Below are 13,072 nucleotides of genomic sequence, written 5' to 3'. Positions count from 1 at the left end.
ATTAAACCCTTTTAGGGTTCAATTCTTGATTAATAAGATTTTCAGTTTTTCGGATTTTCAATCTTTCTAATACACCCGAATAATAATCATGAATGATAAAAGTAACTCGGTTGGTCGCCGCGACATTCTAAAAATCGGTTCGATTGGCGCAATTAGTTTAGCGGCAACAGCAGGAAATATATTTAGTCGTCCAAAGCGGGCTGAAGCAGCCGGATTGTCAGCGATCGCCCCTGATATCCTTTCCCCAGATACAGCATTGCAAGCATTGTTGGAGGGGAATCAGCGATTTGTGAATCATCAACTGAAGTATCCAGATCAAACACAAGCCCGCATGAAAGAGGTTGCGCAAGGTCAAAAACCATTTGCGACAGTTTTAAGTTGTGCAGATTCGCGAGTGTTGCCTGAGATTTTGTTTGATCAGGGTATTGGCGATATTTTTGATGTACGGATCGCAGGTAATATCGCGACTCCTGAGGCACTCGGTAGTATCGAATATGCAGTGGAATTGCTGGAGTCACCCATCCTAATGGTGTTGGGGCATGAGCGCTGTGGAGCTGTCACGGCGGCAGTGCAAAATGAGCCCTTACCGGGAGATATCGGCACTTTTGTAGAGGCGATTTTACCGGCACTCAAAAGTATCAAAGGCAAATCTGCGGATGCCGTCAATAAAGCCGTAGTCGAAAATGTACGCTACCAAATCGAACAGTTGCAGCGATCGCCTCTTTTAACGGCACGCTTAGAATCGGAGCAATTAAAAATCGTGGGTGCTCGCTATGACTTAGATACAGGATTGGTCACTCTGATCACCTAATCATTTTCATCGACACAAGATTTTAGTGATATGACTTAGATACAGGATTGGTCACTCTGATCACCTAATCATTTTCATCGACACAAGATTTTAGTGAATGGTCACACCTTCTGATAGGCGATCGCCACAAAAAGAGTCGCAGTCGCCCCATCGTTCATAGTGATTTTCGAATTCAAAATGGTTTGATTAACCCATCAGAATTACATTATCGAGCACATGAATAATGCCATTATCCGCTTCGATATTTTCCATGATGACAGTGGCATTTTTGACCTCGAAATTTTCACTGCAATCAATGCGAATTGGTGACCCTTCCACAGAGTTCACAATTTCCATTTTGGCTAAATCATCCTTCGTTAACTTGCCTGGCACAACGTGATAGCAAAGGATTCGAGCCAACTGGGGAATATTTTGTAGCAAAGTTGTGATCGTGCCATCCGGTAGCTTTTCAAAGGCTGCATTTGTGGGTGCAAAAACAGTGAAAGGGCCAGGACTTTTTAGGGTATCAACTAAATCCGCTGCGGAAACAGCTGCCACAAGGGTCGAAAAATCATCATTACTTACGGCAATATCAACAATATCAGGCATGGCAACTCTCAAAAAACAGTGATCAAATTATTAGAAATCAGTCGGTTTTAGTTAGCGATAATCAGCACTTTGAATATCCCGTAACCTTGCTTCGGGGCGACGGAAACGATCCATTTGTGCCTCAAAAAACTCGCGGTTTTTCTGCAAATGTCTCGGATTCGGATCATCGAGCGGATACAACAATGCTGTGCGAAGCGCTTGAATTACCGCTGAGGTGACGTTATACATGGACCGCTGGAAGGTAATCCCCAATTGGATTAGTTCGTCGTCCTCGCCTCGGCAATTTTCTTTGTAGTACTCCTTTAGATAATCTGGCAGAAAATGGAACATGTCGTCCATCAACAATGTTGGTGGGATACCAGCTGTCCCCACAGGAAAAACATCCGCATACAAAATGCCGTAGTGAAAATCCTTTTGGTTTTCGGGTACTTCACCGGCTTGGGCATTGTAGGATTTTGTCCCTCGGAAAGGTGAGGTGCGATAGAACACAGCTTCCACATAGGGCAATGCAGCTTCGTAGAGCCAAGTAAAACCTTTTGATTTCGAGATAATCTCAAAGCATTCGCCATCAATATAAACATGATGGTAAATCGGTCGGCCGGCGATCGCAAAAATACCGTTGACGAGGAAATTCATCGCGTCGGGTACACCATCAAATCCCCCTTCATCATAGATATCAGACATCTCGAAGAAGACTGGTGCCATCACTTCCCAGAACAAACCGAGATTGGAATAGTAGGACAGTTCCCTTACCTTCTCTAGAAACATCTCAGGGAAAAGCTTGTATAAACCCAACATCAGCGGATTCTTTTTGAAATAGGCTTTAATCGCCCGATCCGCATTGGCAATATATTCTTCCGAATCGAGATATTCATCGAATTTACCGAGACCCATATCCCGACCATGCCAAAACATCGCCCGCATACAAGCTTCCGCAAATTCCATATTGATCCGATCATGGGACAAATGATGGAATAACTTGGACGCTTTAAAGGTTTCCCCCTTATTCATAAACTCAAGCAATTCTGGGTGAGCGGAGCCAGTACCGCGCCAAATGCGGAGATCTGCTTCATCACCTGCATATTTATTTTGGCGATCGAGATATTCCTTAGAAATGAAGTACTTAAAAAAGGGCAATGGCTCTAAGAAAACTTGCTCGGCAATGTACATCAGATCACGCCAGTAGAAGTCCATCGGCACAGCATAAGCTTTGTAGATACCGATGATCTGCATCAAGTTTTCGGGGGTATCCGGCAACATCGAACCGCCTGCTTCTAGGCGATGGATAATGTCGGCATAGGGATGAGTAGAGGGGGGAATTTTTGTTTGCGTCGTCATGGTTTCTATCTCCTTCGTAGATCTGCTGGGCGGCTAGTTATTGTTCGCAATATCGGCGGGGTTTAAGGCAATAACCTCAGTATTAATCGTGGCCACAAATTGGCTCGTAGTTGGCTCAATCCAACGGGTCAGCCATGCGGGTTGTAAACCGAGGAAAAGAATGATGCCAGTCAGGGCGATCGCCGGAATTTTTTCGCTAGACAGCACCTTAGGGTAATAAGCAGTTTGGCTATCGAGGCGACCAAAACAAGTGCGGTTCAAGAGAATCACGAAATAAACTGCCGTTAAACCAGAGGCAATGATGCAGAAGAGCGTCGGAATGGGGAAGCGGCTAAAGCTACCTTGGAATACAAGAAATTCTGAGATAAAGCCCACAAGACCCGGAATACCAGCACTGGCCATCCCCGCCAAAATCAACATACTACTGGTCAAAGGCAAGCCCCGCACTGGATTCATCAAGCCATTGAGTACATCAAGATCACGGGTACCCACTTTACGCTCAATAATGCCAACGAGGTGGAACAACAACGCCAAAATCAAACTATGGCTAACCATCTGGGCAACAGCGCCAAGCACACTTAATTCAGTACCAGCAGCCGTTGCAACGATGATATATCCCATATGACCAACGGAACTATAGGCAACCATCCGTTTCAAATCTCGCTGGGTGATGGCAGCGAGAGAACCATACATCACACTGACTGTACCGATTACAACGAGAACAGGGGAAACTGTAGGCCAGACATCTGGGAATAGCTGTAACCCAAAACGCATTAATCCATAGGTTCCTAATTTCGCAAAGACACCACCGAGTAATACTGTGACTGCGGGGTTCGCTTCCACATAAGCATCGGGCAACCAAGTATGGAGAGGGACAACAGGAATTTTGATCCCAAAACCCACCAACAACACGCTGAGTAGAATGATCTTCGTTTTGAAATCGAGATTGCTGAGAGTCAAGCTGTCGATGTCAAAAGTTGGGGATTGACTGAGCCAAGTCATTCCGAGAAATGCCAGGAGAACGAGTAAGCCAGAAACTGCGGTGTAAATCAAAAACTTGATGGATGCGTAGCCTTTTCTCTCGCCACCCCAAATGGCAATCATTAGATAGAACGGGATTAACTCAATTTCGTAGAACAAGAAAAAGAGCAACAGATTATTCGCCGTTAATGCTCCGGTAATACCGCTATTAATCAAAAGAATCAGTGAGTAATAGAGTTTGGGACGATGATTACTTTCTCCGATGCTATAGATCGCAACGAGGGTGAGTAGGGAATTTAGAACAATCAGCGGCAGTGATAAACCATCAACGCCAAGGCTGTAGTTCAAACCCAACATACTTAACCAAGAATGGTATTCGGTATATTGCATCTGGGAAGTCGTTAGATCAAGGCCAATTAATAGCCAGCTACTAATCCCAAGGGTAGTCAGTACCAAGATAGTGGTTGTTAGACGGGTGGCCGGTCGAGGAAGTAAGGCGATCGCCCCAATTCCCAGCAGCGGGAGAAATAATAATAGGCTCAGCATGATGTTGGAGATCTACAAGAGATTGAAACGGCGGTTATAAAAAAGTGATTTAAATGGCAGTCTTAAAAAATTGAGGCAAAATCAATTTGATTAAGGAAGGGATAGAAAATGACGCCCACCAAAATCAAGATGCCAGCAAGGATAGATAAGGCATAAAACTGACTTTGACCAGAATTGCTGTATCTCAGACTTTGACCACTAAAGAGCGTCGCAATACCTAATAGATTGATGACACCATCGACAAAATAACGATCCAACCAATCAATCACTTTAGAAATTGAGGCCACTCCCAAAATGACAGTGTTTTTGTAGAGTTCAGCAGTATAAAGATCCTTCGCAAAAAACTCGCGGACAGGTTCGGGGAAGTAGTGGAGAGGCTTGGCAATTTTATCGGAGAGATAAAGATAAGATGCGGAACCGCCACCGATGAGGGTCGAGAGAATTAAGACTGAAACAACGGGTAGGTTTAGGGTTTGCCAGTCAGGTAAAAAGTTCAGAACGGAAAGAACGAAAGGGCTATGTAATGCAAAACCTGCGAGGATCACCATCGGTAATACTAACGCCCACAATCCTTCGGGCGATCGCACCATCATTGCCTTAGGTTTACCACCGAAAATCAAGCCAAATTCCCGCATAATGCTGAAGGCTGTTAACCCATTCACAAGAATCAGCACAATCGCCGCGGAGGGGCTAGTTTCCCAAAAATTACTCGCTAGTTGCGCAATACTCCAAAATCCACCAAAGGGAGGCAATGCAACGAGAGATGCAGCACCAACGAGATAACAAATTCCTGTAATTGGACGGCGAGACCATAGGCCACCATATTGGCTTAAATCCTGGGTGATATTGGTTAAAATTACGCTGCCGATCGCCATGATCAAAAGAGCCATCGCAACGCCATAGGTCAACAGTAAAACAAGGGTCACTTCATCTTGCTGAGAACCCACCGCCATAAAGATCATGCCCATATAGGCACTAACTGAATATGACAAAGAACGTTTCACATCAATTTGGGCGATCGCCACGAGGGAAGCCCCCAGAGCAGTCGTTGCACCGATGGCAATCATAAAAGTGGAAGCAAAATCGGAGAGGGCAAAAATCGGTTGTAATTTAATCAATACCCAAGCACCTGTTCCAACAACCAAACTGTTTCGGACAATCGTGGCTGGAATCGGACTTTCCATCGCTTCATCAAGCCAGAGGTGCAAAGGGAATTGAGCACATTTCGCCAAAGGCCCAGCAATTAAACCCAGACAAAGGAGCGTCGCAATAGTCGGATCCAGTTCCGCTGTCGCTGCCCATTCTGCCAAACCATCAAAATTCCAAGTGCCCGCCAAAGGCAACAATGCAACCACACTCATGAGCAAGAACAAATCACCAATCCGCTTTGTGAGAAACGCATCTCTTGCTCCGGTCACAACCAGAGACTGGTTAAACCAATAGCCAATGAAGAGGTAGGTTCCAAGGGTCAAAATCTCCAGAACCACATAGCTAAAGAAGAGGGAATTGCAGAGCACCAGAAAACACATCCCAGCTTCAAAGAGACTCATCGTCGCAAAAAATCTTGCCCAGCCCCAGTCCATCTCCAGATAGGCGATCGCATAAATCTGCGCAAGAAAATTAATCCCCGTAATCAGCACTAAAGCGCCCACCGTAATACTCGACACATTGAAGTCGAGAGAGAGAGTCAAATCTGCCGCTTGTAACCAAACAAAGGATGGCTTTAAGGCTGGCTGCTTCCAAACTTCCAAGAAAGCAATACAACTATGGGTAAACGCGACAAACGTCAACACAATATTTTGGTAGCCTGCGGGACGCGGCCCAATTCTGCGATTAATACCTGGCATCCATAATGCCGATAGTCCCATTCCCAGCAAGGTGTAACAGGGAATAAGCCAGATGGACTGACTAAAAAAAGTGTTCATATTCTGGATGACGTTGGAATGATGATGGTTTTAAAACAGGTTTTATAAAAAAGATATTAGTGACAGAGTTCTTGTAGATACCCTGACCAAATTAAGGACTGGCTTTCTGTGAAATCTGTAAAGTTAGGTTAAGCTTATCAACCGCATAGACAATAGTCAATGAAAAAAGAATAGTCATAGCTTAAAGCCTATATAGGTAAAGTTAATCATTTGGCAATCATCCGGAAGGCCTATAATCTTGCGGAACAAACCTGGGTAACAGTCAGTGGCGATCGCCAAATCAAGTAAAGAAATCTAGCAGATTCATGAATCCAGAGCTTTGGCAATGAAGAAAACTTGGTGTTTAGCTAGGCTGATTTTTTTCTGATACAACAGATAATGGCATCGTAAAATCATGGAATTTAGTGGCGCCGATATGCCAAATATATTTGCCGTTAATCTCATCACGCTTCATAGTGCAACTCCCAGAAACAAAATCAAGGATTGGAAATAGCTAAATAATGCAGATGAAATAATGTTTTCCCAAACAAAATTTTCTATATAGTTCTTTCAATGTATGCATTCTAAAACCATTAATCCACCCTTAAAAAAAGAGAAGATAAAATATAATCAATCTCTTTTTTTAGAGTTTTTTATATTGCTAGCTTTGCTTGTTTTCAGCCATTTACTTACAGATAACATGGCAGAAAATGAAGTCGGAAAACTGATGCTAGCAAAACAGTTTATCTCTACTGACTGGTTACCCAATGACTGGTATCTTAGTCAACCTCAAAGTTATCAAGCTTTCTTTCAACTTATTTTTGGGAAGAGCATTTTAGCATGGGGTTTTTTAGCCACCTCTATTATCGGAAGAATCGTCTACTATAGTTTGATTTCTTCAAGTCTGATATTAATAGCGCGACAAATCAAGCTTCAGTTTTTACCATTACTGATCGCAATCACATTATTTCTCTACTCTCAACAAGGAATAGTGGTTGCAGGTGAGTGGATGATTGGTAGCTTGGAAACAAAAGGTTTTTCCTATGGGCTAGTTTTAATCGCTATTTGGCTATCAATGAAGAAAAGATATATTTGGACAATAGCCAGTTTAGGTTTAGCAACTTCTCTACATATTTTGGTAGGGGGATACGCGACTTTAACATTTCTCATGTGGGCAGGTTGGCTCGGTTATAAAAACAATTATTTTCAGAAATATTTTTCAAAAGAGCATTTTTCAATTATTGCGTTATCTTTATTTATTTATTTAGTAACGAGTATTTTTGCGACTTTCACTTTAGCCCATAGTCTCAGCCAAACGGTTTCTGTTCCAGATAGTGAGTTACAGGCAACTTATATCTATACATTCCTCCGAAACTCCCACCATTTAAATCCTTTTGTTTGGCAAAAAATAAGGTTTTTTATTGTTGCTATTTATTTATCTTGTTTGTATTGGTGTTGGAAAAAAACAAAGCAAGAAGTTGCTCAAGACTCTCACCTCTCTATACAAAGTCAGTCAAGTGCAGTTAATCGATTGCAATTACTAGAGCTTACATGTTTTAGTCTTGTGCCCTTCTTCTGTGGGTTTGCTATTGCCTTCTTTGATTCCCAAGGAGTATTTCTACAATATTATCCTTTTCGCTTTGGAAGCTTGATGCTTGCACTGAATGTACTTTTGATATCAGCTTATTTAATTCAAGATTTTTTTCAGAAATCTAAGTGTTTTGAATTTCTTAGAAATAAAGGCTTTCTTGTTTGTTTAATATTTTTGGCCACTATCCATACATTTACATTGACGACTTTCACAAAAGATTTAGTGAGTCTATCGAAGTTTCCTATTGGTGTCGAAAAAAACAATGAAAAGAGTCAGGATATATTTGACTGGATACAACAGAATACAGAACAAGATGCAGTCATCATTTCTCCACCAGGTCGCTATGTTGGCTTCAATTGGCTAACTAATAGAGCAACGATCGCCAAATTTAAATTAGTGCCGCCAACTGAGACAAAAATCTTAGAATGGTACGCAAGGCTTAACGATTTGTCTGGTCATCCTCCATCATATATTTGGCCAGAAATGGGATTTAAAATGGCAGCAGAACTGGATAAAGGTTATTCAAATCTCACAACATCACAGGTAATAGCTCTCATGGAAAAATATGACTCTCAATACTTTTTTGATAGTCGAGAGCACAAATTGAATTTACCGATCGCCTACGAAAATGATAGCTACCGTTTATATCGAGCTGAGAGCTGAGATATGGTGGCGATCGCCTCGCTTTTTACTCATAGGCCAACCGAAATCCGAAAAGGATATGGCGTGATGAAATGGGACGAGTATGGCGGTAAGCCGCGCGACAAAACCCGGGGAGATCATCCCAAGAACAGCCTTTCATCACCGAGACTTTTGTAAGTCCGCGTTGTTCTAAAGTACTTGTGTACTCGAAGACATTGCCAGCCATATCTTCAACACCTTCACTGGTAAGGCTCAACGGAAATTCGGCGATTGCACTTGTATGCCACAGACCACTTTGGGCAGCATTAGTTGCATCATCTTGCCACTCATTCCCCCAGGGAAAATAATCACCGTTCACTCCTCGTGCAGTTCTTTCCCATTCTGCTTCAGTGGGTAAACGATAAAGGCGATCACCACCAGAACTTTTCCAGTCAGCATAGGCCAATGCATCCTCATAGGAAATCAATACAACAGGATGATTCGCTTCGCCTTCGGGGTAATTATTGTCATCCCACAAATAGGGTTTTACATCTTCATAAGGATGCACCAAAAAGCCCTGTTTTTGATATTCTTCGGCGCTGATGCCTGGTGGACGATGACCCGTTGCTTCTATGAATTCTTGATACTCGCGGTTGGTAACTAAATTGCGAGCAATACAAAAATCGTCGATGCTCTGGGTTTGGCGATCGCCTTCCCAATCAAACCACTTCTTTTTGCGTAGAGAAGTGTCCCATTCATCAACTTCATCGGGAGTATCAGCTGCGGCCTCTGCTGAAATCCGATAGGCATAATCCCGTTCCATCTGGTCACTACCACCGATAAATTCGCCACCCGGAATCCGCATAAATTCGTCATCTGTTTCGCAGGTACTGGCATGCGCAGTTTCTGCACTAGGGGCGATCGCCTGGCAACTACTCAAAAAAAAGATTGAGGTCAATACAAGTCCTATTTTCAAAGATGATTTAGGTAACATAAATATCAATATTTAGATACTTTATTTGACACGACAAAAATAATATAGCCACAGATCAGGATGAGTTAATAGGTCTTTTTTATCAGAGATTTGCAAACCTGTTTGCCATGAATACACTTCAATATCTGTGAAATCTGTCTCTAATTGTTTTGTCTGTTCTTCTGCTCGGATATAGTAAGTTTGCAAACTAAAATTATGGGATTCATCTTTAAGAATTAGATAGCTGGATTCTGCAAGTTTTTGGCGAGTGATAGATACGTTACAAAGGAAAAGAATAATACACATCACTAAGTTGACATAAGTGCTGATGGGATTGAAACTTAGCTTCGATTTCCAGTCAAATTCTTTGAGCATAGCCTGAAGATTATGGCTGGAAAAAAAGACATAGCAGCCTGTTTTTCCAATACGATTTATCTCCTGCAAAATATTCAGGCGATCGCCATGGGAGACGTAATCGATGCCATTAAAACTAAACAAAATAAAATCGAAAGAATCATCAGCAAACTCTGCCATATCTCTCGCATCGCCGATTTGAAGCGTCATCGCATCAGATGTATTTTGAAAGCGTTTTTCGCAAGCTTCGATCATCCCACTAGAATAATCAATCCCTGTATAAAACTCGACTAATGGCGCAAAATGCTTCGTTGTGCGACCTCCACCAATGCCAATATCAAGCATGTTCATCGTAGGTAATTTGTCTCGAAGCCGATCAAGGATTGTTTGTTCTGCGGGCTGCAACAGTTGGAGTTGGGCGTAGTAATTGACAATATTGGCAGCACTGTAGGTTGCCTCGTTTTTCTCACTCATTCAGTCAAACAATCAAAAATTTATTAGCAGCCTCGTAGTCTAATCCTTTTTCTGCACAGATGGGTGATCACCAAACCATCTTTCATCCCAACGCAAATACCGAATGAGTCTTTTATTACTGCTGAGCCTATTTATGTTGTGTGTCGTTATCTTCGGTATTTGGCAGTTGATACACATCCTTCGCGCTGGCATTTTTCCCGGTAGACGTGGTGCTCCAGATATCCACCGCAAAGATTCTCCCGGTCAGTTCTGGGCGGCGATCGCCATCTACTGCTTTATCTTGTTAGTCATGATTCATTTCACAATACTCTTCCTACAAAATACTTTGTAATTGAAATCAATTTGTAGGGGCGTTTCTCGAAACGCCCACAGGGGAATATAAAACAAACCCATAAGAGTTGTACAAAGAGATAACCGGCTTCGCCAATGAATATTGTCTAGGGTAGAAATCTTATCAGATGAGGTTGAATGATTGTTGGTTGGTTGCGATGCTTATTGGACGTTTCCCGAAATGCTCCTACAATTCACAACGTGAGAAAAGAAATTGAAAGGCTCCAATACCACCAATCCTTACAAAATAGTGGTATGGCAAATGCCCTCTGATTCCTATCCGCCGTCCTTCTAATAACTCATCCCACGACAATTTAAACTCCCCATATTCTCGCCAAGCCACCGCCTCATAAAACTTCAGCAAAATTTTATCGCTTGGAATTATTTCATAGTCGAGTGAACCACCGCACTGCCTATAAATTTCTTTTTGCACGCCGAAACCATAAAAGCCATTACTGTACTTTACCCAGAGCCCGTCAATCACTCTTAACTCATCACAAGGGAACTCTTTTAAGTCATTTCCATAAAAACCCTGTCTTTCCTCTTTACCTCCTGCTGTAATCATCAGTCGATAGGTTTCCTTATCAGCCTCTCGCCATTTCTGCACATCCGTTTGTGCTTCGATAAGGAGTTGCTCTAGCTTCTGATACCGTTCCGCTGTGACTTGTTGCTGCTCATTTTGTAGATAAAGCAGTTCCTCCAAATCTTGTTTGAGATCATCATCGATTCGTTTTGTTGTTTCCTGCATACAGTCATAGGCAAGCTGTGTCGCCCCAGCCTGTCGCATCGCCCGAATAATTTGACTAGGCTTCTTCACTTTCCCCACGTAGAGCAGAATCGTTTGTTTCCACCAATCTGTCCCAAAATGCTCATACAGTAGCTCTTCTTTCCCTAACCGAATCACTTCCATCGCCGCTAGAAACTCTTGAAAACTCAAGTGCGCAAACTCATATTCTTCTTCCCGCCGCACCAGAAGCTCACTAATTTCTTCGACCTCCCCCAAAAACTGTCGCGGATTAACTGTCTCATCCTGTGACCTCAGATATTCTGTGAGTCGCTCTACCAGCAGATCCTTATCGAGACGTTCTTCCTTGCGTTGCATCATCTCCAATGCCAACATTTGCAAAATATCCTGCGCTTCGCAGTTCGGCAGCATCGACTCTAGCTTCCGGGCATTAGGGCGATCTTTGATTTGTAATGTGCAAATTTGTTGATAAAGTTCAGGGCGACGCTTTGGCAACTCTGCACTGGGATAACGCCGATGAAACCGAGCAATCATGGTTAATAGCAATGGATTACTTGCTAACTTCGCTAACTCATCCCGCGCTTCAATTTGTTCTAAGAGTTCTGTCGCTGCCCGTCTCGCCTTTGTCCGAATCGCCTCCGTATCTTGCTGCCCCGCATAATAAAACTCTTGGGATTTATACCACTTCCGCACAAAGGTTTCCCGCTGATCTTTGTTAAAGGGAAGCACAGAAACAACGGTCGGCAACCGCAATTGATTCACCCGTTCTTGGTCGACATCTTGATCGAAGTAAGCCTTTGGTCGAGATGTCAAAATAAACGTGGATTCAGGATAGCGTTTCATCTGACGGTTGAGCCATTTTGCCACTAGAGGACGCTGCTGTTTTGCTACCTCATCAAACCCATCCAACATCACCAGCATACTGCCTTTTTTCAGTTGTTTTTCTGCCCAACCCGTAGGCATATTAAGCGGTTGATCTCCCTCGATATTTTTTAGGTGATATTTCTCGATGAGCGTTTGTAAATCTTCTGGTTGCTCCGTAGTGAGAAGGTCTCGATATTTGCGTAACAGTAATAGGACAGGGAAAAACCGCCGAACCTTATCTCCTTGCTTATCCTTGCCTAGGATGTAAGCGATGTGTCGTAAGAGTGTTGTTTTACCGAAGCCGCCCCAAGCCGTGATAACAATTTGCCGAAAGTTTTTAGCTTGTTTGACCCGCGCCAATAGCTGCCAAATATCCAGCTCATTTTCCTTCCCTATTGGTCTCATAAAAGTCTCTTCATGACAAAAACCCGGAGAAACAAGACCTCGATCCAACGCCAGCGGTACAAACACATCCTCCATCATCAGCGTGTAAAGACCAGAAATATTGCCTGTCCCTTCCGTCTCATACAGCTCACAATCCGTCGCCTGTGCCCTGAAATATCGTTCATCCATAGAGAGAACTTGCGCCACAGCTTGTTCTTTCATCGAACCGAATGCTTTAGTCGTGGCTTCCCCAGCTTCTTCTAGACTTTTCTTTGCTCCTTTGTGAATAGGCTGAAAGAACGAACCAGCGTAGGTGATAGCAAGACCAATTACTGCTGAGGCGATCGCCCTAGGGATGTCATCTTCCTTCAGCAAAAACCAAAATGCACTGATGCCGCCACCGCCAGCCCCTAACACCATAAATCCCTTGCCCATGTAGTAGGTGATTTGGTTCTCTAGGGAGTCTTCTTGGGTCGTAGCGTCTGACTTCTTAGGTTTGGACATGATGGAAGATGTTGTCTATTAACCTTTATCTTGCCCTAAAAAATAAATGGCGATCGCCTTTCAA

General features: G+C 43.1%; 10 protein-coding genes. 3 read left to right on the top strand and 7 right to left on the bottom strand.

Annotation, left to right across the window (positions count from 1 at the left end; genetic code table 11):
* Window positions 1-88: 88 nt before the first annotated feature.
* Window positions 89-811 carry a carbonic anhydrase gene (locus LEPTO7376_RS06715; RefSeq protein WP_015133459.1) on the top strand — a complete coding sequence of 241 codons (723 nt, stop codon included), beginning with the start codon at window positions 89-91 and terminating at the stop codon, window positions 809-811.
* Window positions 812-997: 186 nt separating this feature from the next.
* On the opposite strand, the gene LEPTO7376_RS06710 is transcribed toward LEPTO7376_RS06715, so the two are convergent.
* The 4 genes from LEPTO7376_RS06710 to LEPTO7376_RS06695 form a co-directional block, all read right to left on the bottom strand.
* Window positions 998-1,399 (bottom strand): fasciclin domain-containing protein, encoded by a 402-nt coding sequence (locus LEPTO7376_RS06710; protein ID WP_015133458.1) that lies wholly within the window; start codon window positions 1,397-1,399, stop codon window positions 998-1,000.
* A gap of 51 nt (window positions 1,400-1,450) precedes the next feature.
* Window positions 1,451-2,737: a CO2 hydration protein gene (locus LEPTO7376_RS06705; RefSeq protein ID WP_015133457.1), complete on the bottom strand. Its 1,287-nt coding sequence runs from the start codon at window positions 2,735-2,737 to the stop codon at window positions 1,451-1,453.
* A gap of 33 nt (window positions 2,738-2,770) precedes the next feature.
* A complete protein-coding gene (locus LEPTO7376_RS06700) occupies window positions 2,771-4,264 on the bottom strand; it encodes an NADH-quinone oxidoreductase subunit M (RefSeq protein ID WP_015133456.1) in 1,494 nt (497 codons plus the stop codon).
* Between the two features lie 62 nt (window positions 4,265-4,326).
* On the bottom strand, window positions 4,327-6,189 hold the full coding sequence (locus LEPTO7376_RS06695) for an NAD(P)H-quinone oxidoreductase subunit F (protein ID WP_015133455.1): 1,863 nt from the start codon (window positions 6,187-6,189) through the stop codon (window positions 4,327-4,329).
* A gap of 556 nt (window positions 6,190-6,745) precedes the next feature.
* Here LEPTO7376_RS06695 and LEPTO7376_RS06690 point away from each other — a divergent pair.
* On the top strand, window positions 6,746-8,422 hold the full coding sequence (locus tag LEPTO7376_RS06690; protein ID WP_015133453.1) for a DUF6798 domain-containing protein: 1,677 nt from the start codon (window positions 6,746-6,748) through the stop codon (window positions 8,420-8,422).
* Window positions 8,423-8,447: 25 nt separating this feature from the next.
* Here LEPTO7376_RS06690 and LEPTO7376_RS06685 read toward each other — a convergent pair whose 3' ends face one another.
* Together LEPTO7376_RS06685 and LEPTO7376_RS06680 are read right to left on the bottom strand one after the other, a co-directional pair.
* Window positions 8,448-9,320, bottom strand: coding sequence for an SUMF1/EgtB/PvdO family nonheme iron enzyme (locus LEPTO7376_RS06685; protein WP_225901182.1), 873 nt, complete (start codon window positions 9,318-9,320; stop codon window positions 8,448-8,450).
* Between the two features lie 75 nt (window positions 9,321-9,395).
* Entirely contained in the window at window positions 9,396-10,181 is a 786-nt protein-coding gene (locus LEPTO7376_RS06680) for a class I SAM-dependent methyltransferase (protein WP_015133451.1), read from the bottom strand.
* A 103-nt stretch (window positions 10,182-10,284) separates the two neighbouring features.
* On the opposite strand from LEPTO7376_RS06680, the gene LEPTO7376_RS26255 reads away from it, so the two are divergent.
* Complete coding sequence (locus LEPTO7376_RS26255; protein ID WP_160148399.1) at window positions 10,285-10,512, top strand: hypothetical protein; 228 nt, start codon at window positions 10,285-10,287, stop codon at window positions 10,510-10,512.
* Window positions 10,513-10,698: 186 nt separating this feature from the next.
* Here LEPTO7376_RS26255 and LEPTO7376_RS06675 read toward each other — a convergent pair whose 3' ends face one another.
* Window positions 10,699-13,008 carry a GUN4 domain-containing protein gene (locus LEPTO7376_RS06675; RefSeq protein ID WP_015133449.1) on the bottom strand — a complete coding sequence of 770 codons (2,310 nt, stop codon included), beginning with the start codon at window positions 13,006-13,008 and terminating at the stop codon, window positions 10,699-10,701.
* Window positions 13,009-13,072 lie beyond the last annotated feature (64 nt).

It is taken from the genome of [Leptolyngbya] sp. PCC 7376 (genome assembly GCF_000316605.1).
Taxonomy (GTDB): domain Bacteria; phylum Cyanobacteriota; class Cyanobacteriia; order Cyanobacteriales; family MRBY01; genus MRBY01.
The sequence above is the reverse complement of the archived record's forward strand: the minus strand, read 5'-3'. Positions and strand labels throughout refer to the sequence as shown.

Excerpts from the sequence above, each read along its gene's own strand:
- LEPTO7376_RS06715 (WP_015133459.1), top strand. The coding sequence starts at position 89 with ATGAATGATAAAAGTAACTCGGTTGGTCGCCGCGACATTCTAAAAATC.
- LEPTO7376_RS06710 (WP_015133458.1), bottom strand. The coding sequence starts at position 1,399 with ATGCCTGATATTGTTGATATTGCCGTAAGTAATGATGATTTTTCGACC.
- LEPTO7376_RS06705 (WP_015133457.1), bottom strand. The coding sequence starts at position 2,737 with ATGACGACGCAAACAAAAATTCCCCCCTCTACTCATCCCTATGCCGAC.
- LEPTO7376_RS06700 (WP_015133456.1), bottom strand. The coding sequence starts at position 4,264 with ATGCTGAGCCTATTATTATTTCTCCCGCTGCTGGGAATTGGGGCGATC.
- LEPTO7376_RS06695 (WP_015133455.1), bottom strand. The coding sequence starts at position 6,189 with ATGAACACTTTTTTTAGTCAGTCCATCTGGCTTATTCCCTGTTACACC.
- LEPTO7376_RS06690 (WP_015133453.1), top strand. The coding sequence starts at position 6,746 with ATGCATTCTAAAACCATTAATCCACCCTTAAAAAAAGAGAAGATAAAA.
- LEPTO7376_RS06680 (WP_015133451.1), bottom strand. The coding sequence starts at position 10,181 with ATGAGTGAGAAAAACGAGGCAACCTACAGTGCTGCCAATATTGTCAAT.
- LEPTO7376_RS26255 (WP_160148399.1), top strand. The coding sequence starts at position 10,285 with ATGAGTCTTTTATTACTGCTGAGCCTATTTATGTTGTGTGTCGTTATC.
- LEPTO7376_RS06675 (WP_015133449.1), bottom strand. The coding sequence starts at position 13,008 with ATGTCCAAACCTAAGAAGTCAGACGCTACGACCCAAGAAGACTCCCTA.